Source organism: Nocardiopsis sp. M1B1, assembly GCF_052466615.1.
This window is the reverse complement of sequence record NZ_CP196194.1, coordinates 1,687,207-1,708,706: the sequence shown is the minus strand read 5'-3', so window position 1 is coordinate 1,708,706 and position 21,500 is coordinate 1,687,207. Positions and strand designations below refer to the sequence as shown.

19 protein-coding genes and 2 pseudogenes are annotated in these 21,500 nt (G+C 73.0%); 5 read left to right on the top strand and 16 right to left on the bottom strand.

Annotated features, from left to right (window positions below; genetic code table 11):
- Positions 1 to 238: 238 nt before the first annotated feature.
- The 3 genes from ACSTA4_RS07445 to ACSTA4_RS07435 form a co-directional block, all read right to left on the bottom strand.
- Entirely contained in the window at positions 239 to 1,924 is a 1,686-nt protein-coding gene (locus tag ACSTA4_RS07445; protein WP_274976726.1) for a ribonuclease J, read from the bottom strand.
- A complete protein-coding gene (gene dapA, locus ACSTA4_RS07440; protein WP_047870778.1) occupies positions 1,921 to 2,892 on the bottom strand; it encodes a 4-hydroxy-tetrahydrodipicolinate synthase in 972 nt (323 codons plus the stop codon). Before dapA ends, ACSTA4_RS07445 begins: the two co-directional genes overlap by 4 nt.
- A 353-nt stretch (positions 2,893 to 3,245) precedes the next feature.
- On the bottom strand, positions 3,246 to 3,626 hold the full coding sequence (locus ACSTA4_RS07435; protein WP_082768262.1) for a phage holin family protein: 381 nt from the start codon (positions 3,624 to 3,626) through the stop codon (positions 3,246 to 3,248).
- 96 nt (positions 3,627 to 3,722) lie between these two features.
- On the opposite strand from ACSTA4_RS07435, the gene ACSTA4_RS07430 reads away from it, so the two are divergent.
- The 5 genes from ACSTA4_RS07430 (at position 3,723) to ACSTA4_RS07410 (ending at position 7,136) form a co-directional block, all read left to right on the top strand.
- Complete coding sequence (locus ACSTA4_RS07430) at positions 3,723 to 4,277, top strand: GNAT family N-acetyltransferase (RefSeq protein ID WP_212641041.1); 555 nt, start codon at positions 3,723 to 3,725, stop codon at positions 4,275 to 4,277.
- Positions 4,278 to 4,433: 156 nt separating this feature from the next.
- Positions 4,434 to 5,306, top strand: a complete 873-nt coding sequence (locus tag ACSTA4_RS07425; protein WP_444962931.1) for a 1,4-dihydroxy-2-naphthoate polyprenyltransferase — start codon at positions 4,434 to 4,436, stop codon at positions 5,304 to 5,306.
- A 94-nt stretch (positions 5,307 to 5,400) separates the two neighbouring features.
- Positions 5,401 to 6,060 (top strand): hypothetical protein, encoded by a 660-nt coding sequence (locus ACSTA4_RS07420; protein WP_444962930.1) that lies wholly within the window; start codon positions 5,401 to 5,403, stop codon positions 6,058 to 6,060.
- Positions 6,047 to 6,340: a hypothetical protein gene (locus ACSTA4_RS07415; protein WP_444962929.1), complete on the top strand. Its 294-nt coding sequence runs from the start codon at positions 6,047 to 6,049 to the stop codon at positions 6,338 to 6,340. Before ACSTA4_RS07420 ends, ACSTA4_RS07415 begins: the two co-directional genes overlap by 14 nt.
- Before the next feature lie 112 nt (positions 6,341 to 6,452).
- The gene (locus tag ACSTA4_RS07410) at positions 6,453 to 7,136 is read left to right on the top strand and encodes a class I SAM-dependent DNA methyltransferase (RefSeq protein ID WP_444962928.1); all 684 of its coding nucleotides are present in this window, start codon (positions 6,453 to 6,455) and stop codon (positions 7,134 to 7,136) included.
- An 85-nt stretch (positions 7,137 to 7,221) separates the two neighbouring features.
- Here the strand turns inward: ACSTA4_RS07410 and dapB are convergent, their stop codons facing one another.
- From dapB to ACSTA4_RS07345, 13 genes and pseudogenes are all read right to left on the bottom strand, one after another.
- Complete coding sequence (gene dapB, locus ACSTA4_RS07405; protein ID WP_444962927.1) at positions 7,222 to 7,965, bottom strand: 4-hydroxy-tetrahydrodipicolinate reductase; 744 nt, start codon at positions 7,963 to 7,965, stop codon at positions 7,222 to 7,224.
- A 112-nt stretch (positions 7,966 to 8,077) separates the two neighbouring features.
- Entirely contained in the window at positions 8,078 to 9,052 is a 975-nt protein-coding gene (gene egtD, locus ACSTA4_RS07400) for an L-histidine N(alpha)-methyltransferase (protein ID WP_444962926.1), read from the bottom strand.
- 65 nt (positions 9,053 to 9,117) lie between these two features.
- Positions 9,118 to 9,861: an ergothioneine biosynthesis protein EgtC gene (gene egtC / locus ACSTA4_RS07395; protein ID WP_444962925.1), complete on the bottom strand. Its 744-nt coding sequence runs from the start codon at positions 9,859 to 9,861 to the stop codon at positions 9,118 to 9,120.
- Positions 9,861 to 11,201: an ergothioneine biosynthesis protein EgtB gene (egtB, locus tag ACSTA4_RS07390; RefSeq protein WP_444962924.1), complete on the bottom strand. Its 1,341-nt coding sequence runs from the start codon at positions 11,199 to 11,201 to the stop codon at positions 9,861 to 9,863. The genes egtC and egtB overlap by 1 nt, the downstream gene beginning before the upstream one ends.
- Positions 11,198 to 12,484 (bottom strand): ergothioneine biosynthesis glutamate--cysteine ligase EgtA, encoded by a 1,287-nt coding sequence (egtA, locus tag ACSTA4_RS07385; RefSeq protein ID WP_444962923.1) that lies wholly within the window; start codon positions 12,482 to 12,484, stop codon positions 11,198 to 11,200. Before egtA ends, egtB begins: the two co-directional genes overlap by 4 nt.
- 213 nt (positions 12,485 to 12,697) lie before the next feature.
- Positions 12,698 to 13,327, bottom strand: a pseudogene (locus ACSTA4_RS07380) (arylamine N-acetyltransferase family protein); the annotation flags it as partial.
- A gap of 137 nt (positions 13,328 to 13,464) precedes the next feature.
- A complete protein-coding gene (locus tag ACSTA4_RS07375) occupies positions 13,465 to 14,604 on the bottom strand; it encodes an RNA-guided endonuclease InsQ/TnpB family protein (protein ID WP_444962922.1) in 1,140 nt (379 codons plus the stop codon).
- Between the two features lie 114 nt (positions 14,605 to 14,718).
- Positions 14,719 to 15,021, bottom strand: a pseudogene (locus tag ACSTA4_RS07370) (arylamine N-acetyltransferase); the annotation flags it as partial.
- Positions 15,022 to 15,163: 142 nt separating this feature from the next.
- Positions 15,164 to 16,243 (bottom strand): ABC transporter ATP-binding protein, encoded by a 1,080-nt coding sequence (locus ACSTA4_RS07365; RefSeq protein WP_444962921.1) that lies wholly within the window; start codon positions 16,241 to 16,243, stop codon positions 15,164 to 15,166.
- Positions 16,244 to 16,277: 34 nt separating this feature from the next.
- Positions 16,278 to 17,300: an ABC transporter ATP-binding protein gene (locus tag ACSTA4_RS07360; protein ID WP_274976714.1), complete on the bottom strand. Its 1,023-nt coding sequence runs from the start codon at positions 17,298 to 17,300 to the stop codon at positions 16,278 to 16,280.
- A complete protein-coding gene (locus ACSTA4_RS07355) occupies positions 17,297 to 18,343 on the bottom strand; it encodes an ABC transporter permease (protein WP_444962920.1) in 1,047 nt (348 codons plus the stop codon). The genes ACSTA4_RS07360 and ACSTA4_RS07355 overlap by 4 nt, the downstream gene beginning before the upstream one ends.
- A complete protein-coding gene (locus ACSTA4_RS07350) occupies positions 18,340 to 19,410 on the bottom strand; it encodes an ABC transporter permease (protein WP_444962919.1) in 1,071 nt (356 codons plus the stop codon). Before ACSTA4_RS07350 ends, ACSTA4_RS07355 begins: the two co-directional genes overlap by 4 nt.
- Positions 19,407 to 21,290 carry an ABC transporter substrate-binding protein gene (locus tag ACSTA4_RS07345; RefSeq protein ID WP_444962918.1) on the bottom strand — a complete coding sequence of 628 codons (1,884 nt, stop codon included), beginning with the start codon at positions 21,288 to 21,290 and terminating at the stop codon, positions 19,407 to 19,409. Before ACSTA4_RS07345 ends, ACSTA4_RS07350 begins: the two co-directional genes overlap by 4 nt.
- Positions 21,291 to 21,500 lie beyond the last annotated feature (210 nt).

Genomic DNA, 21,500 nt, shown 5'->3' with positions numbered 1-21,500 from the left:
GCGGGCAGCCTACTGCGGCGTCCACCCCTCGCGCCCGTATCCCGCGCGGCGTGTCGCCCGGACGCCGCTGTGCTCCCCGTCCCACCGCCGTCCCGGCCCGGGCCCCGGTCCCGGCGACGCTGCGGTACCGGTTCCCGGTTCCGTCACCGCCTCGGTACCGGTTCCCGGTCCTGGCGACGCGAACGGCCCGGACGCGCCGCGGGGCGTCGTCGGGCCGTTCGTCGTCGTCGGGTGCCGGTCAGACCTCGACCAGGACGGGGATGATCATGGGCCGCCGCCGGTAGGTCTCGTTGACCCAGCGGCCGGCGCTGCGGCGGATGAGCTGGCGCAGCTGGTGGGGGTCGTTGACCCCGTCCCGGGCCGCCTTGTCCAGCGCGTCCTGGATCCGGTCGATGACGTCGTCGTAGGCGTCGGCGCCGATGCCCGCGCCCCGCGTGTGGATCTCGGGCTCGCCCAGGATCTTGCCGGAGCCGGAGTCCACCGCCACGACGACGGAGATGAACCCCTCCTCGCCCAGGACCCGGCGGTCCTTGAGCGCGGCGTCGGTGACGTCGCCGACCGAGGAGCCGTCCACGTACACGTACCCGGCCTGCACCGCGCCGACGATCCTGGCCCGGTTCTTGTGCAGGTCGACGACCACGCCGTCCTCGGCGATGACGATCCGGTCGCTCGGGACCCCGGTCAGCTTGGCGAGGTCGGCGTGGGCGCGCATGTGCCGCCACTCGCCGTGCACGGGCATGAAGTTGCGCGGGCGGACCATGTTGAGCACGTACATCAGCTCGCCCGCGGGCGCGTGGCCGGAGACGTGCACCAGGGCGTTGCCCTTGTGCACGACCTTGGCCCCCCAGCGGGTCAGGCCGTTGATCACCCGGTTGACCGAGTTCTCGTTGCCCGGGATCAGCGACGAGGCGAGCAGGATGGTGTCGCCCTCCTCGATGCGGATCTGGTGGTCCCGGTTGGCCATGCGGCTGAGCGCGGCCATCGGCTCGCCCTGCGAGCCCGTGCACACCAGGAGCACCTCGTCCGGGCGCATCTGGTCGAGCTGCTTGACGTCGACGACGGTGTCGCCGGGGATGCTCAGGTAGCCCAGGTCGCGCGCGATGTTCATGTTGCGGACCATGGAGCGGCCCACGAAGGCGATCTTGCGCCCGTGCTCGACGGCCGCGTCGATGACCTGCTGGACGCGGTGCACGTGCGAGGCGAAGCAGGCCACCACGATGCGCTTCTGGGACTGCCGGAACACCTTGTCGATGGCCTCGGTCAGGTTGCGCTCGTTGACGATGAAGCCGGGCTGCTCGGCGTTGGTGGAGTCCGACAGCAGCAGGTCCACGCCCTCGTCGCCGAATCGGGCGAACCCGGCCAGGTCGGTCAGGCGCCCGTCCAGCGGCAGCTGGTCCATCTTGAAGTCGCCGGTGTGCAGCACCGACCCGCCCGGGGTGCGGATGCCCACGGCCAGCGCGTCCGGGATGGAGTGGTTGACCGCGAAGAACTCCAGGTCGAAGGGGCCGAAGTCGTGCCGCTCGCCCTCCTCCACCAGCACGGTCTCGGGCTTGATGCGGTGCTCGCCGAGCTTGGCGGTGATCAGCGCCAGGGTGAGCTTGGAGCCGACGATCGGGATGTCGGCCCGCTCACGCAGCAGGAACGGCACGCCGCCGATGTGGTCCTCGTGCCCGTGGGTGAGCACGACCGCCTCGATGTCGTCGAGCCGGTCCCGGATGTACTCGAAGTCCGGCAGGATCAGGTCGACGCCGGGCTGCTCCTCCTCGGGGAAGAGCACGCCGCAGTCCACGATGAGCAGGCGCCCGCCGTACTCGAAGACCGTCATGTTGCGGCCGATCTCGCCGAGGCCGCCCAGCGGGACGATGCGCAGCACGCCCTTGCCCAGGGGCGGCGGCGAGCCCAGTTCGGGGTGCGGGTGGCTCATACGGATCCCTCCGTGAGGCGCTCGACGGCGACGGCGCTGGCCGGGACGGCCTGGTGCGGGGCGAGCCCGATCGGGCCCTTGACGCCCGCGGCGGCCAGGTCCTCGCGCAGGAGTGCCTGGAGCTCGGCGGAGGCGTCGGCGAGCGGGGTGCGGACCGGCCCGGAGGGCAGGCCGAACAGGTTGAGGACGGCCTTGGTCGTGATGACGCCCTGGGTGCGGAACATGCCCGTGTAGACCGGCGTGAGGCGGCGGTGGATGGCCAGGGCCTGGCCGACCTCGCCCTTCTCGAAGGCGTCGATCATGTCGCACAGGTCGGCGCCCACGATGTGGCCGACGACGCTGACGAACCCGGCCGCGCCGACGGACAGCAGCGGCAGGTTGAGGATGTCGGTGCCGCAGTAGAAGGCCAGGTCGGTGCGCTCCATGACCCAGGAGCTGGCGCCGACGTTGTCCTTGGCGTCCTTGTTGGCGACGATGCGCGGGTGCTCGGCCAGGCGGACCAGGGTCTCGGAGGCGATCGGCGTCCCGGTGCGGTGCGGGATGTCGTAGAGCATCACCGGCAGGTCGGTGGAGTCGGCGATCGACGTGAAGTGCCGGATGAGACCTTCCTGCGGCGGCTTGTTGTAGTACGGGGTGACGGTCAGCAGACCGTGCGCCCCCGCCTTCTCGGCCGCCTGGGCCAGCCGGATGCTGTGGCGGGTGTCGTTGGTGCCGACCCCGGCCACGATCGTGGCGCGGTCGCCGACCGCCTCCAGGACGGCGCGCAGCAGCCGGTCCTTCTCGTCGTCGCTGGTGGTCGGCGACTCACCGGTGGTGCCGCTGATGACGAGGCCGTCGTTGTGCTGTTCGTCGACGAGGTAGGTGGCCAGTCGGGCCGCGCCCTCGTAGTCGAGTTCCCCGTCCTCCAGCATCGGAGTGACCATCGCGGTCAACATCTTGCCGAACGGGCGGTTCTTGGTGTCCATCATCGTGTGTGAAAGGCGTGCGGACCGCCGCCCTCGGGCGGTGGGGTCCGTGGTTGCCCCTCCTCCTCTCGGTGTACTCCGAAACAGTTGTGGTATCCCGTGCGGGTGTGCCTCGGGCACGGGTGGTCGGCGCTGCGTGTGCGCCACCGCGACCGGCGGATGCGCGACGGTCGCGGGAAAGATCTGTGGTGCCCCCGTGGCGGGGGCGAGGGGCCCAGCCCCGTCCGGTCCACCGTCCTCGTGGGTCGAGGTTGAGTGGTCCCCGGCAAGACGAACCTACCCGTCCCGGGCCCGTGCCATCCGGCCGGGCCCGGGTCCGCCCGCGGTTCGGGGCGGACGGAGTCCGTGGTAGGAGGCTAGTCGTCGTTGCCGTCGGGCAGGAACATGCTGAGCAGCCAGCTGACGATGGTGACGACGATCGCGCCCCAGAAGGCGGGCCAGAACCCGTCGATGTGGAAGGGCAGGTCGAACAGGCCCGCGATCCAGTTGGTGAGCATGAGCAGCAGCGCGTTCACCAGGAGGCCGATCAGCCCCAGGGTCAGAGCGTAGAACAGGCATCCGACCGTTTTGACGATCGGTTTGATGACCGCGTTGACCACGCCGAAGATGGCGCCGACGGCGAGGTAGACCAGGATCTGGCCGACCGTGTCCTGCGCGGTGACTTCGATGCCGTCGATCAGGAGGACAGCCGCCCAAAGGGCGAGCGCGTTCACGATAACTCTGATAATGAGGCTCACAACGTAGATGTTCCCATGCTGTGGCAAGGTCCGGAAACTCCGGCGTAGGTGATCTTGTCGCCAGGCGTGTCGCCCACCCCAGAAGGAGAGCCCCCCGTGTCCAGTGCCCGGTTCGTCCGTCCCGCCCGTACCGCCGACGTGGACGCGGTCGTCGACATCCAGGTGGCGTCGTGGCGGGCGGTGTACGGGGCGCTGCTGCCCGAGGAGGTGTCCGGGGCCCTGGGCGGCGAGGAGGCCCGGGGGCGGTTCCGCGAGCAGTGGACGGCGGCCCTGGAGTCGCCGCCGACCTCCCGGCACCGGCTGGTGGTGGCCACCGACGAGGTGGAGGGAACGCGCACGGTCGCGGGCTTCGCCGCGTTCGGCCCCGCCGGGGACCCGGACCTGTGGCCCGCCAAGGACGCGGAGGTGTTCGCCCTGCACGTGGACCCCGCGCGGGCGCGCCAGGGGCACGGCAGCCGCCTGGTGAACGCGTGCGTGGACCACCTGGTCGAGGACGGTTTCGCCACCCTGCACGTGTGGGTGCCCGAGGCCGACAACGCGCTGCGGGCGTTCTTCGAGGCCTCGGGCTGGCGCGCGGACGGCGCCCGCCGCGAGATCGACATGGGGCGGCTGCTGCCGATGGTGCGCCTGCACGCGGCCATCTCCCAGTAGCGGGGCCGGGGCGCGGGCCTGCCGGACCGAGCGGGAGGGGCCCGTCCGCGCCCCGGCGCCGGGGCGCGGGCGGGAGCGCCGCCGACAGGGTCTAACGTGGGGTGGTTGTCGCGGCGCGCACGGGCGCGCCGGTGGTGAGCGGGGAGGGGCCGGAGCGTGGCCACGGTCAGTGAATGGGTCTCGGGGCTGCGCCCCCGTACGCTTCCGAATTCGATCGTTCCGGTGGCGGTCGGCACGGCCCTGGCCTTCGCCCTGGACGGGTTCGTCTGGTGGAAGGCGCTGCTGGCCCTGGTGGTGTCCATGGCGCTCCAGGTCGGCGTGAACTTCGCCAACGACTACAGCGACGGCGTCAAGGGCACCGACACCGAGGCGCGGACGGGGCCGACCCGGCTGACCGCGACCGGCCTGGCCGCCCCGCGGCAGGTGCTGGCGGCGGCCCTGGCCAGCTTCGCGTTCGCGGGGGTGGTGGGCCTGGTGCTGGTGGCCACGTCCTCGTGGTGGCTGCTGCTGGTGGGCGCCCTGGCGATCGCGGCGGCCTGGTACTACACGGGGGGCCGCAGCCCCTACGGCTACCGGGGCCTGGGCGAGGTCTCGGTGTTCGTGTTCTTCGGCGTCGTGGCCGTGGTGGGCACGGTCTTCGTGCAACTGGGCTCCGCGCCCTGGCAGGCGTGGGTGGCGTCGGTGCCGGTGGGCCTGCTGTCCTGCTCGGTGCTGGTGATCAACAACCTGCGCGACATCCCGACCGACCGCGAGACCGGCAAGGTCACGCTGGCCGTGCGACTGGGCGACGCCGGCACCCGCCGCCTGTACGGGGGCGCGATCGTGCTGTCCTACCTGGTGGCGCTGGCGCTGACCCCGGTGTTCTGGTGGACGCCGCTGGTGCTGGTGTCAGCGCCGCTGGCGGTACCCCCGCTGCGGCGCGTGCTGGGCGGTCAGACCGGCCGCGACCTGGTGCTGGGCCTGGGTGAGACCGGGCGGCTCCAGATGGCGTTCGGCGTGCTGTTCTCGGTCGCCCTGCTCCTGGGGTGAGGCGGTGGCCGCGCGCGGCCGACGGGCCCTTCGCGGGCGGGCCCGGGCGCGCCCGTGACCGACGGGAGACCCACGGGTCCTAGCCTTTCGAGGCATGGCGACCCCCCGCACGACCGCCGCGGCGCTCATCGCCGCGGCGCTGACGCTGATCGCGACCGCCTGCTCCGGAGGCAACCCGGCCGAGGCTCCCCGGAGTCCTGAGGCCTCCTTCAACCACAGGACCGACCCCCCGCAGGGGAGTCCCCCGCCGACCGGGGCGGTGCGGGAGGACCCGCCCCCGCCTCCCGTGTCCGGGGACGACGGGGCGGAGGAGACCGCGGAGGGGACCACGGGGGCGGAGGAGGGCCGCGAGCCCCGGGAACCGCGCGACGAGGTGACCGTGCGGCGCGGGGGCACCGAGCTGGTCGTGAGCGTGCGCGAGCTGGTCAGCGGCGGGGCGACGGTCGAACTGGTGCTGCGGATCCACAACGGCGGGGGCGCCGACAGCCCGGCGTTCGCGGAGCTGGTCGGGTCGGACGAGGGCATGGCCGCCGTCGAGCTGGTCGACGCCGCCAACGGCAGGGTGCACCGCGTGGCGCGCGACTCCTCGGGCGGATGCGTCTGCTCCGACCCCGACCCGGCGCTGGTGCTGCGGCCGGGCGACTCCGTGGAGCTCAGCGCGACCTTCGCGGCCCCGCCGGAGGACGTGCGGGCGATGGACGTGCGCGTCCCGCTCGCCGGTACGTTCACCGGGGTGCGCGTTGTCCGCGGATGAGGGGCGGGGCGCTCCGGGGCGGACCGGGTCCCGCCGCGGGCGTGCCCTCGGCCCCCTCGTGCTGGCCGCCCTGGCCGCCGCCTACACCGCCTACCTCGGGTACGCCCTGCTGTGGGAACCGCCGCAGCCCCCGCCCGCCGGGCACCGCGGCGAGCTGATCGTCCCCCTGGTCAACGACGCCCCGGTCGCCACCGCCCCCGTCCTGGACGTGGAGGCGGGGACGGAGGAGCTGGAGGCTCCCGTGGAGGACCTGGACCTGCCGGTGGCGGGCGGAGGCTGAGACGACACGCCGGACGCCGGGAGGCGGCGCCCGGGCCCCGGTCAGGCGGGGACGGGTTAGGATGCGCGCACCCCAGACACGCGCGTACGACACGGCAGGGAGAGACGACACCGTGCCCAGCGAGAACACCGCCCCCGACCCCCTCGACCACGTTCCGGATCCGGAGGAGTGGGCGCGGCGCTCGGCCCTCCAGGCCGCGGCGTTCGACGCGATCGGCGAGCGCTACGACGAGGCATTCCCCCGCAAGGAGGGCCAGGAGGACCGGGTGCGCCGGCTGCTGGACCTGCTGCCGCCCGGCGCGCACGTGCTCGACCTGGGCTCGGGCACGGGCGTGCCCACCGCCCGGCAGCTGGTGGCGGCGGGGGCGCGGGTGACCGGCTACGAGATCTCCGGGCGGATGGTCGAGATCGCCCGCCGCAACGTGCCGGAGGCGACGTTCGTCCGGGCCGACATCCTCGACCTGGACCCCGCGGAGTCCTCCTACGACGCCATCGTGGCGTTCTTCTCCCTGCTGTGCCTGCCCAAGGCCCGCATCCCCGAGGCGCTGAGCCGCGTGCGCGCCTCGCTGGTCCCGGGCGGCCTGCTGTGCCTGTCCATGGTGGAGGCCGACCTGGACGACACCCCGATCCCCTTCCTGGGCACGGACGTCCGGGTGTCGGGCTACCCGAACGGGGAGCTGCGCCGGGTGGTGGAGGAGGCCGGGCTGGTCGTGGAGGACGAGCGGGTCGTCTCCTACGAGCCCGAGGGCGCCCGACCCGAGGTCCAGGTGTTCCTCACCTGCCGTCGCGGCGCGTGAGACGGGACGGGGGCCGCGCGCCGTGCGCGGCCCCCGTGCGGTGGTCCGGAGAGCGCCCCCGTCCGCGACGGTCCGGGGCGGCCGGCTAGTCCAGGTCCAGGAGCGCGTCCAGACCCACGGTGAGGGGGTCGGCGAGGCCGTCCACCCCACGCACGCCCAGCAGCACGCCCGGCATGAACGAGGCGCGGTTCATCGAGTCGTGCCGGATCTTGAGGGTCTCCCCGTCGGTGCCGAACACGACCTCCTGGTGGGCGATGAGCCCGGAGATGCGCAGCGCGTGCACCCGTACGCCCTCCACGTCGGCGCCGCGGGCGCCGGGGATCTCGGAGGTGGTGGCGTCGGGCATCGGCGCGGTCCCGGCTTCGCGGCGGGCCTCGGCGACCAGCTCGGCGGTCCGGTAGGCGGTGCCGCTGGGGGCGTCGGCCTTGTTCGGGTGGTGCAGCTCGATGATCTCGGTCGAGTCGAAGTACGGCGCGGCCTTGCGCGCGAAGTGCATCATCAGGACGGCGGCGATGCCGAAGTTGGGGGCGATGAGCACCTTGGCCCCGGGCTTCGCCTCCTGCATCCGGCGCACGCGCTCCAGCCTGGCCTCGTCGAACCCGCTGGTGCCGACGACGGCGTGGATCCCGTGGCCGATGAGCCACTCCAGGTTGTCCATCACCGCCTCGGGGTGGGTGAAGTCGACGACGCAGTCGGCCCCCAGCACCGCGTCCCTGTCGCTGGCGGCGTCCACCCCCGCGACGAGTTCCATGTCGTCGGCGCCCCGCACCGCTCGGACGACCTCTGACCCCATGCGCCCGTCGGCGCCGAAAACTCCTACCTTGAACACGGCACGAGCGTACCGGAGCCGGGGAGGCGGGTCGTCGCGGCCCGGCCCGCGACGTGGGCGGACGGGCCCGGCCGGGCCGCCGCCGCGACCGCCCGGACCGGGCCCTCCGGTGTCAGCGGACGTCGGCCAGGGTGAGCGCGAAGTCCCCCGCGGGGTCGGTCCACCAGTGGGTGAGGGCGAACCCCGCCCCCTCCAGCTCCGCGGTCAGCCCCTCCCGTCGGAACTTGGCGGAGACCTCGGTGCGCATCTCCTCCCCGGGGGCGAACTCGACCTCCAGGTCCAGGTCGGCGACCCGCACGCGCTGGGCGGCCCGGGAGCGCAGCCGCATCTCGATCCACTCGCGCTCGGCGTTCCAGCGCGCCACGTGGTCGAAGGCGGCCGGGTCGAAGTCGGCGTCGAGCCGGTGGTTGATGACGGCGAGGACGTTGCGGTCGAAGGCCGCGGTGACCCCCTGGGCGTCGTCGTAGGCGGCGACCAGGCGGGCGGGGTCCTTGACCAGGTCCGCGCCCAGCAGCAGCGAGTCCCCGGGGCGCAGGACGCCGCGGACGTCGCGCAGGAAGGCGGCGCGCGGCCCCGGTTCCTGGTTGCCGATGGTGGAGCCCAGGACGGCCAGCAGCTGGCGACCGCCCTCCCCGCCGACCGGCAGCAGCCCGAGGTGCTCCTCGAAGTCGCCGACGACGGCGTGCACGTCCAGGCCGGGGTAGTCGTCGGCCACGCGGCGGGCGGAGGAGTCGAGGAAGTCGCCGCTGACGTCGACGGGCACGAAGCGGGTGAGGCGGCCCCGGCGGCGCATCGCGTCCAGGAGCAGGCGGGTCTTGACCCCCGATCCGGACCCGAGCTCGATGAGGACCTCGGCGCCGGCCGCGGCGGCGATCTCGTCGGCCCGCAGCTCCAGGATCGCGCGCTCGGCGCGGGTGGGGTAGTACTCGGGCAGGGCGGTGATCTCCTCGAACAGGGAGCTGCCGCGTTCGTCGTAGAACCACTTGGGCGGGAGCCGCTTGGGGCGCGCGGTCAGCCCCTCGGCGACGTCGGTGCGCAGCGCCTTGTCGAGGTCGTCGGCGGTCAGGTTTCGGTCAATCCGGAACATGGTGCCTCCTGTGTCCCCGAAGTTGTACCCGGGACAGGTGGTGTCGGAAAGATGGGCGAAGCCGGTCAGTCGATCGGGCGGATCTCGGTGCGCTCCCCCGTGGCCGCGACCACCGAGTCCTGGGGGACCTCGCGCCATCCGGGGGCGTCGTCAAAGGGTTCGGAGGCAAGGAAGACCCCGCCGTCCGGCTCGCGCAGGGTGAACAGGGTGTCCCCGGCCGCGGTGGCGGCGAGGGTCTGGCCGTCGCTGGCCAGCAGGTTGTAGCGGCCCCTGGAGTGCTTGCGGGCCTCGCGGACCACGGTGGCCAGGGTTTCGGACAGGTTCTGGGAGTCGCGCCACAGTCGCACGGTGTGCGCGAACAGCGGTGCGGAGTCCAGGGGGGCGCGGGCGTCCAGCGCGCCTCGGGGCGGGGGCGTGGCGAACGCCGCGGTGAGCGCCTCGTCGTCCTCCACCGCGCCGTTGTGGCTGAACAGCAGCCGGTCGGCGCGGAAGGGCTGGGCGCCCGACTCCTCCGAGCCGAACCCGATCGTGGCGTCGCGCACGGCGGCCACCACGCACCCGGAGGCGATGGCGCGGGCGGCGTCGGCGAAGGAGGCGTCACCCCAGACGGGCATGGCGCGGCGGTAGCGCAGCGGTTCGGCGGGGCCGTCCCCCGGGGGGTACCAGCCGACGCCGAACCCGTCGGCGTTGACGGTGCCGTACCGCTGCATGCGCGGCGCCCAGGACTGGACGTGCAGTGAGTGGGGCGCCGCGTACAGCAGGTCGTGCAGTGTGCGCGGCGGCCCCAGGTAGGCCAGGTGTCGGCACATCAGGCGGGTTCCGCGTCGCGCGCGCAGCGGAAGCCGCTGAAGATCTGCCGCCGGATCGGGTGGTCCCAGTTGCGGAACGTGGCGCGGACCGCGGTGGGGTGGGTGGCCCAGGAGCCGCCCCGCAGCACCTTGTACCCGTCGTCGAAGAACACCTCCGAGTAGTCCTCGTACGGGAAGGAGCGGAACCCCGGGTAGCCGGTGAAGGTGGTGGAGGTCCACTCCCACACGTCGCCGATCAGCTGCTGGACGCCCAGCGGCGAGGCGCCGTCGGGGTGGCTCCCGGCCGGGGAGGGGCCGAGCCTGCGCTGTCCCAGGTTGGCGTGGCCGGGCCCGGGCTCGGCGTCGCCCCACGGGTGGCGCCGGGACCGGCCGCTGACCGGGTCCAGGCGCGCGGCCTTCTCCCACTCGGGCTCGCTCGGCAGGCGCTTGCCCGCCCAGGCGGCGTAGGCCTGGGCCTCGTGGAAGCACACGTGCTGCACGGGCTCGTCGGGGGGCACCATCTCCCGGCGGCCGAACCGGCGGCGCGACCACCCGGTCCCCTCGCGGGTCCAGAAGGCCGGGGAGACCGCTCCCCGCTTCTCCTTCCACTCCCACCCGTCGCGGGTCCACCAGCGGCGGGTCTGGTAGCCGCCGTCGTCCATGAACTCCTGGTAGGCGGCGTTGGTCACGAGGGCGGTGTCGATCCAGTAGGGGCCCAGGTCGACGGTGCGCGCGGGGCGCTCGTTGTCGTAGGCCCAGGGGTCGTCGTCGGTGCCCATGGTGAAGGGCCCCTCGGGCACGAACACCTCGTCCCGGACCGGCGGGCGCAGCGCGGTGACCGGCGCGGTCTCCTCCAGCAGGACGGGCTCGCCCCTGCGGAGCTGGTGGGTGGCGAGCATGGTCTCGTCGTGCTGGTGCTCGTGCTGGATGACCATGTGGAAGACGAACCCGGCGTCCAGCAGGGATCGTTCGCCGTCCGGGCCGGTCTCCACCCGGGTGAGGTCGGCCGACTCCAGCGCGTCGAGCACCTCCCTGCGCACGCGCGCGTTGTAGTCGCGGGCCTCCTCGGGCCGCAGCAGCGGGAGGCTGACCCGTTCGGCGCGCGGGTTCTCGAAGGCGTCGTAGAGGGTGTCGATGTCGGGGCGCAGCGCCTCGCGGCCCCCCGCGGCGCGCAGCAGCCACTGCTCCTCGTAGTTGCCCACGTGCGCCAGGTCCCAGACCAGCGGCGACATCAGGGGCGAGTGCTGGGCGAGGAGCTCGCCCTCGTCGAGGGCGTGGAGGGTCAGGCCGTTGCTGCGGTCCCTGGCCCGGTCGAGTTCGGCGGCGATGCGCTCCTTGGCGCGCTCCTGTTCGTGGTTCACCGTGCTCCTTCCACGTGTCCGGGGTCCGCGGCCGCGGACCGTACCCGCTCCGCCCGCGCCGGGCGCGGCACGGGCACGGTCGGCCGGGTGTCGGCGGGGCTGAGCCCGCGCCGCGTGTACTGGTCGGCGTAGTCGTCGACCAGCGCGGCCAGGGAGGCGGCGCCCATGCGGGGCAGCGCCTCGACGGCGGCGTCGAAGCAGGCGCGGGCGCACCGGGCCGCTTCGGGGTCGGCCATGCCCAGACGGGCCGAGCGCAACCACAGGCGGCGGTCGGGGGACCGTCCCCCGCACAGCTCCTCGGTGGCCTCCTGGGCCGCGGCGCGGGCGCGTGGGTCGTCGACCAGGGCGGCGGCGAGCGCCACCGGGACCGGCCACCAGCGCACGGGCAGCGCGTCGATCATCCGCAGCTCCCACCAGCCGCGCGGGCGCACGGGCGGGAAGAGTGTGCTGAGGTGGAACTCCAGGTCGGCCCGGGTGGCCGGGCGCGGGCCCTGTCCGTCGAGCCACTGGGCGAAGGTCACGCCCGGGTCGGGGGTCCAGGGGCCACCGTTCCCGGGGACGGCCAGGACCCTGGCGGCCAGCGCGTACTCGGCCCACGCCGTGGCGGGGTCGGCGGAACTGTCCGCGTCCAGGACGGGCCGGGTGCGGGTGGCGTCGGTGGCCGCCCAGATCGCCCAGCGGGTGGACTTCCATCCGGTGGGTCGGCCGCGCCAGACGGCGGAGTTGGCGAAGGCGGCGACGAGCACCGGGCCGAGCCGGTGGACGAGTTCCCAGCGGTCGCGGACGTCGGCGGCGTCCTCCCCCGTGTCCAGGCACACCTGGAGCGAGGCCGTGCTGCACATCATGGTGTAGCCGCTGGGCTGGCGGTGGTGGGCGAAGAAGCGCTCCATGGCCGTGTAGCGGGCTTCACGGAGCTGGCGCCGGGGCGGGCGGACGGGGTCGAGGGCCGTCTCGACCAGGTGGAGTCCGGCCTCGGCGAGGGCCTTGCCGATGTGGTCCAGGTCGGCGGCGAGCGCCGCGTGCGCCCGGGCCGGTCCCGGAAGGGCGGGTGAGCTGAGTTCGAGCTGTCCGCCGGGTTCGAAGGTGACGCCGCTCCCCGAGGGCGGCGGGCCGCAGGACTCCACCAGGGCGGCGAGGCGGTCGAGGGGAACGGGTGCGGTCGGGTCCGCGGAGTCGGCGACCAGCCATTCGGTCTCGGCTCCGACCTTGCCGGGAGGGCCGGTCTTGAAACAGACGCCGTTGATGTACTCGTGGACGTCTTCCGTGGTCATGTGGTGGGCCATGGGCTGTCCCCTCGCGAACGGCCGCCTCCGCCGGGCGGCGCCCCGGGAATCCTGCCCATCCGGTCGTCATGCCGAACGTGCGTGTTGTCCACGACTCTCCGCTGATGTCGGGACACTCCCGATACGGACGGGGAGGCTGGGCGGCGGGATGCCAGGTGGTACCGGCCGTCGCGGTGGGTGGGCGCGCTCCCACCCACCGATGTGTGATGCCGGTCACATGCCAGTGAACTCCCGGAGGCGCTTCTCGACGGCGACCCGTTCGTCCTGGTCAAGGCCGATACCGAACACCTCCCGCAACACCTGTCCCACCTCCTCCACGGGCACCTCGCGTTCCGTGCGGGTGCCGTCGGGGGCGGCGGTGGTCAGGGTGGTGTCCGTGAGCGTGTGCTGGGTGCCCGGTCCGATGCGCTGGGCCATCAGCCTGCCCAGGAACGGGGAGCGCGGGTGGCTGACCAGGAAGTGGCTGAAGATCGCGTAGTCCTGGCGCACCGCCGCCGCAGTGGCGAAGGAGTACAGCGGACGCCACTCCCGTCCGTCGAAGGAGCGCAGCAGCCACTCGTCCTCGCCCACCTCGGACACGCGGTCCAGGCGCAGGCCCCAGCCGCCCTGGACCTCCTGGTGTCCGTCGGCGAGGGGGATGGGCTCCAGCAGGCCGCCCCCGCCGAAGCCGACGTCGGCCAGCCACGGCTCCCCGTCCAGGTCCACCCGGAGCAGGGAGTGGGTGGAGGGGCGCGGGCTCCCGGTCGAACCGGACAGGACGCGGGCGGTGAATCCGGTGACGGCGAACCCGAGCCGGTCCAGCACGGCCGCCAGCAGGAGGTTCTGTTCTTGACGTCCTCCTCGGGGTGAACCCCGAGGATTCCCACAACCTCGCGGCTGTAGGCGCGGTCCACCTCGCGGCGTCCGCTGGTTCCTGTTTCGCTGGCCGGTGCCCCACCCCCAAAGAGGGCGGTTGGTCTTACCCTGCCTCCGCAGGCGTTTTAGTTCTCCGCTTCCCGCTCTCTGGCGAGTTTCCGTCCAGCGGCGAGCACCACCCGGGACGCGTTCACATCCCGGTCATGAATCGTCGCACACCCAGCACAGGTCCAAGTGCGCACGTTGAGGGGTTTGGGCCCATCGACCACCCAGCACACCGAGCAGGTCTGCGACGAGGGTAGGAACCGGTCGACCTTGAGAAAGGTGCGCCCGTACCGTTGCGCCTTGTACTCCAGCATGGTTACGAACGCCGACCATCCGGCGTCGTGCACACTCTTGGCCAGCTTCGTGCGCCCCAGCCCCCGCACACACAGGCCCTCCACGAACACCGCTTGGCTGTCGCGGATGAGCGTGGTGGAGAGCTGGTGGTGGAACTCGCGGCGCGCGTCGGCCACCCGGGCGTGGGCGCGGGCGACCTTCACCCGCGCCTTGGTCCGGTTGTTGGAGCCCTTCTGTTTACGGGACAGGTCCTTTTGGGTCTTCCTCAGCTTCTTCTGGGCGCGGCGTAGAAACCGGGGGTTGGTGACCTTGGTGCCGTCGGAGAGCACCGCGAAGTGGCCCAAGCCCAGATCGATCCCCACATCAGCCGTGGTCTGCGGCAATGGCTCGTCATCGGTTTCGACCACGAACGAGGCGAAGTATCGGTTCGCGGCGTCCTTGATCACCGTGACCGTGGACGGGGCCGAGGGCAGGGCCCGCGACCACCGCACCTTCACCTCACCCACCTTGGGCAGCAGCAGTTTCCCGGCCTCGGTGATCTTCCAGCGGGCGTTGGCGGTGAACCGGATCGACTGGCGGCTGTCCTTGCGGGACTTGAACCGGGGAGGACCCAGTTTGGGGCCCTTGCGCTTGCCCTTGAGGGAGTCGAAGAAGTTGCGGTAGGCGGTGTCCAGGTCGCGTAGGGACTGTTGGAGGATGACCGAGGAGACCTCGCCCAGCCAGGACCGTGCTTCGGTCTTCTTGGCCTGGGTGATCAGCCGGGTGGACAACTCTCCGGTTTTCGGGAAGGCCTCGCCCTCAGCCCGCGCGGTCTCACGCGCCCGGAGGGCATCGTTGTAGACCACACGGGAGCACCCGAACGCCCTCGCCAGCTGGATGCGCTGATCAGCGTCCGGGTACACACGGAAGTTGTACCGCAACTGCATGCCATCGATGGTAGAGGCGGGGTACGACAGAACGTGACCGACCAAGAACAGGCGGGAAACTCAGAGCCGATTCACCTCCGGCCTGAAGGCCGAAGCGCTCTCGGATAAAAACCGGTAGCAGTAACCGCCCCTGGGGCGGCGGACCATCTTGTCGACCAACGCGGGCACGTCGAGTTCGACGGAGCGGCCCAGCACGATCTGGAGGTTCTCGAAGGGGATCGCGGCCAGGTGCGCGCGGTGCACGGCGCGCAGGGTGTCCGGGGTGGGCGGTAGGTCGCCGGACAGGCCCACGCGGGCGAGGTAGGCGTCCAGGTCCAGTTCCCGGCCGTGCCAGAAGTCGCGGTCGGTGGTGAGGCGCTCGGGACGCGGCGCGGGTACGGAAGCGTCAGTGCCGGAAACGGCGGTCTCATAGGGCATATCGACCCCGAACCGGCTCTGGAACAGGGCTATTCCGACATAACTGATGCGCCCTCCGGCCGCATCCGGACAGGGGACCGAGGTGTGGTCCGGGCGATCGTGGAGACGTCCGCGGTCAGCGCGCCGTCACACCGGTGCGTACTCAGCCGGAGGCCGGTTCCCCCTCGCGCACGCGTCCGGCGGCGTCGGCCGCCGCCCAGTGGCAGGCCACCCGCCGTTCGGCGCCGCCCCCCAGGATCGCCGGGTCCACGGTGCGGCAGCGGTCGGCCACCCCCGCACGCCCGGCCTCACCGGAGGCCAGCACCGGGCAGCGCGGGTGGAAGCGGCAGCCCCGGGGCACCCGCTTGGGGTCCGGCGGCTCGCCGGAGAGCACCACCGGTTCCCCGTCCGCCTCGGGCAGCACCGACAGCAGAGCCCGGGTGTAGGGGTGGGCGGGAGCGGACAGGACCTCCTCCACGGTGCCCAGCTCCACCACGCGCCCCAAGTACATCACCGCGACGCGGTCGGCGATGTTCCAGGCCAGGCCCAGGTCGTGCGTGGCCACCAGGGCCGACAGCCCCAGGTCGGCGCGCAGGTCCAGGAGCAGCCGCAGGATCTCGCCGCGCACCGACGCGTCCAGGGAGGCCACCGGCTCGTCGGCCACCAGCACCTCGGGATCGAGGATGAGCGCACCGGCGATCACCACGCGCTGGCGCTGGCCGCCCGACAGCTCGTGCGGGTAGCGGGGGAAGAACCGGTCCGGCGGGCGCAGGCCCGCCTTGGACAGCGCCTCGCCGACCCGCTCGGCCTCGTCGGACACGGTGCCCTCGTGGATGCGCAGCCCCTCGGCCACGGACTCGTAGACGGTGCGGCGCGGGTTGAGCGACCCGGTGGGGTCCTGCTGCACCAGCTGCACCCGGCGGCGGTAGCGGCGCATGTCGCGGGAGCCGTAGCGCAGCGGTTCGCCCTCGAAGGCCACGTCGCCGCCCGTGGGCCGCTCCAGGCCCAGCAGGACGCGGGCCAGGGTGGTCTTGCCGCAGCCGGACTCCCCCACCAGAGCCACGATCTCGCCCGCGGAGACGTCGAGGTTGACGCCGTCCACGGCGCGGGCGGTGCCCCGGCCGCCGCCGGGGGCGAACCCCGCCGCGAAGGCGACCTCCACCCCCCGGGCGCTCAGGACGGGGACCGCCTCCTCCCCGCGGGTCGGCGGCGTCTCGTGGGGGTCGGTCTCGGTGGTGCTCACGGGCGCGTCTCCTCGGTGGGTGCGGCGGTCGCGGTCACGGGCGGCCCCCGTCGTCCCCGGTGGCGGTCAGCGGCCGGGCGGGGCCCACGTGCACGCACGCCGCCTGCCTGGTGGACGCGCCCCCGGTGTCGGGGTCCACCGGCCACAGGGGCGGGTCGACCGTGGCGCACACGGTCTCGGCCACCGCGCAGCGCGGCCGGAACACGCAGCCCGAGGGCGGGTCCGCCGGGTCGGGCGGATCGCCGGGCAGGCCCCGGGGCGCCAGGCGCGAGGCCGGGTCGCCGATGCGGGGGAAGGCGGCGCTGAGCGCGCTGGCGTAGGGGTGCGCGGGTTCGTGCACGACCTCCCGGGCCGGTCCCTGCTCCACGACCCGGCCCGCGTACATGACCGCGACCCGGTCGCAGGTCGAGGCCAGGACCGACAGGTCGTGGCTGATCATCAGCATGCCGATGCCGTGCTCGGCGACGAGCCGCCGCAGCAGGGCCAGGATCTGGGCCTGGATCATCACGTCCAGGGCGGTGGTGGCCTCGTCGGCGATGACCAGGCGCGGCTCGCAGGCCAGCGCCATGGCGATCATGGCCCGCTGGCGCTGCCCGCCGGACAGCTGGTGGGGGTAGTCGCGGGCGCGGGAGGCGGGCAGGCCGACCTGTTCGAGCAGCGCGCCGACGCGGGCGGGCGCCTCCGCCGCCGGAACCGTGCCGTGCACGCTCATCGGCTCGGCGATCTGCTGTCCGATCCGCCGGACCGGGTTGAGCGAGTGCATGGCGCCCTGGAAGACGATGGAGGCGCCCGCCCAACGGACCGCGCGCAGGCGGCCCCAGCGCATGTCCAGGACGTTCTCGCCCTCCAGCAGGACCTCGCCGGAGATGCGCGCGGTCTCGGGCAGCAGGCGCAGCAGGGCCAGGGCCACGGTGGACTTGCCGCTGCCCGACTCCCCCGCCAGGCCCAGGGTGTCGCCGGGGTCCAGGGACAGGTCCACGCCGCGCACGGCGGGGACGTCGCCGCCGCCCGTGCGGTAGGTGACGCGCAGGTCGCGGACGTCGAGGAGGGAGGTCAACGCTGCTCCCGGAGTCGCGGGTTGATGACGGATTCGAGGGCCCGGCCGCACAGTGTGAAGGACAGAGCGACCACGGCGATCGCCAGGCCGGGCGGCACCATGTACCACCAGATCCCGGAGCTGATCGCGCCCGCGTTGCGGGCCGCGTCCAGGATGCCTCCCCAGGAGATCGTCGTGGGGTCTCCCACGCCCAGGAAGGCCAGCGTGGACTCGGCGATGATCGAGGTGGCCACGAGCAGGGTGGTCTGGGCGAGCACGACCGGCATGACGTTGGGCAGGACGTGCCAGAGCATGACGTGGCCGTGGCCGCCGCCCAGGGCGCGGGCCCGCTCCACGTAGGGGCGCGCCTCGACCGCGAGGGTCTGGGCGCGCACCAGGCGCGCCGTGGCGGGCCAGACGGTCAGGCCGATGGCGATGATGATGGTCCCGGTGCCGCGCGGCAGCACGGCGGCCAGAGCCACGGCCAGGACCAGCGTGGGCAGGACCAGGAACCAGTCGGTGACGCGCATGAGCACGGAGGACGCGAACCGCCCGGCCGGTCCGCCGGAGGCGCCGAAGTGCCCGGCGGTGACCCCGACCAGGGTGCCCAGGACCACGGAGACGGCCGTGGCCAGGAAGCCCACCGTGAGCGAGACCCGCGAGCCCCAGACGACCAGGTCCAGGATGGAGCGGCCGAAGTTGTCGGTGCCGAGCGGGAACCGCGCGCTGGGCTCCTGGTAGGCGGTGCCGGGCGCTCCGGTGACGGTGAGGTCGGCCGGGTCGACGAAGAGCGGCGCGGTCAGGGCCAGGGCGCCGATGGCCAGCAGCGCGGCCAGGCCGACCAGCCCGGCCCGGTTGCGGGCGTACTCGCGGGCGAAGCGGCGCAGCGCCTCCTGACGGCGTCTGCGCGCGAGGACGCGGGGAGAGGGCGGTGCGGTCGGCGGCGGCGCGGTGGCCGTGGCGGTTCCGCCCCCGGCGGGGTCTCCGTCGGAGCCCTCCGTCCGGGCGGAGGGGTTGTTCTCCCCGCCGCTCGGGCTGCCGGGCGTCCCGGCGGGGGCGTTCACGGGCGCACCCGGGGGTCGAGCAGCGGGTACACCAGGTCGGCGAGCAGGTTCATGAGGATCACCGAGGCCGCGAACACCACGAACAGGCCCTGGACGAGGCCGAGGTCGGGTACGCGCAGGCCGGAGTAGAAGAGCTGTCCGAGGCCGGGCCAGGAGAACACGGTCTCCACGAGGATCACCCCGGATACGACCTGTCCGAGGTTGAGGAACAGGAGCGTCACCGTGGGCAGCAGGGCGTTGGGCACGGCGTGCCTGCGCCGCACCAGGGCGTCGCGCAGGCCCTTGGCGCGCGCGGTGGTGAGGTAGTCGGCGCCCTTCTCGTCCATGAGCGAGGAGCGCATGATCATCAGGTACTGGGCGTAGATGACCGCGACCATGGTGGTGACGGGCAGCACCATGTGCCAGGCGGTGTTCAGCACGGTCTCCAGGCCCCCGCCGGTGCGGGGGTCGACCATGCCGCCGGTCGGGAACATGCCGGGCACGAACCCGCGCCCCGAGGCCAGGAAGACGATGAGCAGCAGGCCGAGCCAGAACGTGGGCACCGACCAGAAGAACAGGGCGACGGCGGTGTTGGCCCGGTCCGAGCGGCTGCCCGGCCTCCAGCCCGCCCGGGCGCCCAGGAACAGGCCCAGCAGCGCGGCGACGACCGTGCCGGTCCCGGCGAGCAGGACGGTCGGGCCGATCCGGTCGAGGATGAGCTCGGTGACGGGTTCGTGGTACTGGAAGGACTCGCCGAGGTCGAGGCGGAGCAGCCCGAGCGCGTAGTCGAGGAACTGCTGCCACAGCGGCTGGTCGAGCCCGAACTGGCGGCGCAGCTCATCGCGCTGCTCGGCGGTGACCTCGCGGCCCTCGGTCATGGCGCGGACGGGGTCGCCGGGCAGGATCCGGAAGAGGAAGAACCCGGCGACGACCACGGCGGCCAGGGAGACCACCGCGGTCGTCAGGCGTCCGGCCACGTAGCGCGCGGCGCGCCCGGCGCGGCCCGCTCCGGCGGGTCCGGCCGGGGAGGGGGCGGCGTGCGTCTCCTCCCCGGGCGGGCCTCCCGCGGCGGTGGGAGTAGTGGTCACTCGCGGTCCTCCATGGTGGAACGTCGGCGCAGCAGCAGGAAGCCCCCGACCGCGGCGAGGACGAGCACGACGGCCCCGACGCCGATCCAGACCCCGGTGGAGGGGCCGGAGGCGGCGCCCGCGGCCCGCTCGTCGGCGGGTTCGGCCGACCACCAGGCCCAGTAGCCGTCCTGGCCCCAGATGTTGCCGCCCTCGGCGGGCTCGTACTGGATGGAGGCGATGTGGTCGGTGCGGTAGGCCTCCATGATGTTGGGGTAGGCCAGCACGTTCACGACGGCCTCGCGGTAGAGGACCTCCTGGAGCTGGTGGATGATCTCCGCGCGGGCCCGGCGGTCGTACTCGGCGAGCTGGGCCCCGTAGAGCTCGTCGTACTCCTCGTCGCAGAAGTAGGCGTCGCCCTGCATGGTGCCCGGCTCGGTCGGCAGGGCGCCGCAGGTGTGGATGCTCAGCACGTAGTCGGGGTCGGGGTTGACCGTCCAGCCGGTGAAGATGAGGTCGTACTCGCCCGCGAAGAGGGCGTCGCTGAGCACGCCGGGGTCGACGGTGAGGTTCTCGATCTCGATGCCGATGTCGGCCAGGCGCTCGACGATGACCAGTCCGGTGTTGACGTTGTCGGGCCGGTCCTGGTGGACGTGCATGCGCAGTTCGAGGCGGTCGCCCTCGGGTGAGACGCGCACGCCGTCCTCGCCCCGCTCGTACCCGGCCTCGTCGAGCATCGCGTTGGCGGCTTCGGGGTCGAAGTCGAGGACGGCCTCCTCGCCCTCGGGCGCCCAGTGGAAGTCCTCGTAGCGGGGCGGGATGTAGCCGCCCGCGGCCACGGCCTCGCCGCCGTGCGCCTTGTCGACGATCTCCTGGTTGTCGATGGCCATGACGATGGCCTGGCGCAGGGTGCGGTCGGCGAGGGCGGGGTGCCCGTCGCCGAACTCCTCCCCGTCCTGGGTGACCGCGCCGGGGTTGATGGTGAAGGCCTGGAAGCGCTTGCCGTCGGCGATGTTGACCTCGATGTCCTGCGCCGACTCCAGGGCGGCGGCCTGCGCCTGGGTGAGTTCGTAGACGAGGGAGACCTCGCCGCTGCGCAGCGCCTCCACCGCCGCGTCCTTCTCGGAGTAGTAGCGCAGGACGATCCGCTCGAAGGCGGGTGCGCCGCGCCAGTGGTCGGGGTTGGCCTCCAGGGTGATGGAGCGGCCCCGGTCGTGGCCGGTGAGGACGAAGGGTCCGCTGCCGACGGTCGGGAAGTCCTCGTTGCCGTAGTCGGAGAAGGCCTCTCCCTCCCGCTCCAGGATCGGCTCCCACACGTGCCTGGGGACGATCGGGACGTTGAGGGAGGTCATGGTGGCCTGCGGCTCGTCGAGTTCGACGACCACGGTCCGGTCGTCCTCGGCGGTGACCGTGTCGAAGCCGGAGACGTAGTTGCCGTTGGCGACCGCCGCGGCCTCGTTCTCCATCATGGTGGTGAAGGTCCAGGCCACGTCGTCGGCGGTCAGGGGCTCGCCGTCGGAGAACTGCACGCCCTCGCGCAGGTGGAAGGTCCAGGTGAGGCCGTCGTCGCTGGACTCCCAGGACTCGGCGAGGGAGGGGGCGGGCTGGTTCGTCTGGGGGTCGACCGTGACGAGGGAGTCGTAGACGTGGCGCAGGACGTTGGTGGTGATCGCGAGCTGCGCGGTGAAGGGGTTGAAGGAGTCCACCTGCTGGGAGGTGGCGATGCTGAGGGTCTGGCCGTCGGAGGTGTCCGCGGCGGCGGGGGCCGCGGCGGTGCCGGCCAGGAGGAGGAGCGCGGCGGCCGTGGCCGCGGTGCGGCGCGCGAACGCGCCGGCGGAAGGGGCGTGGGGAGGGACGGTGCGGCGCACGGGGGAACCGGGGGGAGGGTGGTGGGCGTTCATGTGCGGCCCCTCCTGTCAGAGGATCGTGGGTCGGTGGCACGCCACCTGGGGGTTGGTGGTTGTTTACCAACGGACGACGACGAGCGTCAATGACCTTCGTGGAGCGCCGTGACATCGGTTTGGATTCGGCCCGGAGAATGTCCCCGCGAAAGCGTCCGGAAACCGTCACCGGAAATGTCCGGGACACGCGGAAAAAGATCGGCCGGAGTG

Bases quoted from the DNA above. Each gene is read 5' to 3' on its own strand.
- ACSTA4_RS07445 (WP_274976726.1), bottom strand. From the start codon at position 1,924: ATGAGCCACCCGCACCCCGAACTGGGCTCGCCGCCGCCCCTGGGCAAG.
- dapA (WP_047870778.1), bottom strand. From the start codon at position 2,892: ATGATGGACACCAAGAACCGCCCGTTCGGCAAGATGTTGACCGCGATG.
- ACSTA4_RS07420 (WP_444962930.1), top strand. From the start codon at position 5,401: ATGGCGACCCCCCGCACGACCGCCGCGGCGCTCATCGCCGCGGCGCTG.
- egtD (WP_444962926.1), bottom strand. From the start codon at position 9,052: ATGTTCCGGATTGACCGAAACCTGACCGCCGACGACCTCGACAAGGCG.
- egtC (WP_444962925.1), bottom strand. From the start codon at position 9,861: ATGTGCCGACACCTGGCCTACCTGGGGCCGCCGCGCACACTGCACGAC.
- egtA (WP_444962923.1), bottom strand. From the start codon at position 12,484: ATGGCCCACCACATGACCACGGAAGACGTCCACGAGTACATCAACGGC.
- ACSTA4_RS07375 (WP_444962922.1), bottom strand. From the start codon at position 14,604: ATGCAGTTGCGGTACAACTTCCGTGTGTACCCGGACGCTGATCAGCGC.
- ACSTA4_RS07345 (WP_444962918.1), bottom strand. From the start codon at position 21,290: ATGAACGCCCACCACCCTCCCCCCGGTTCCCCCGTGCGCCGCACCGTC.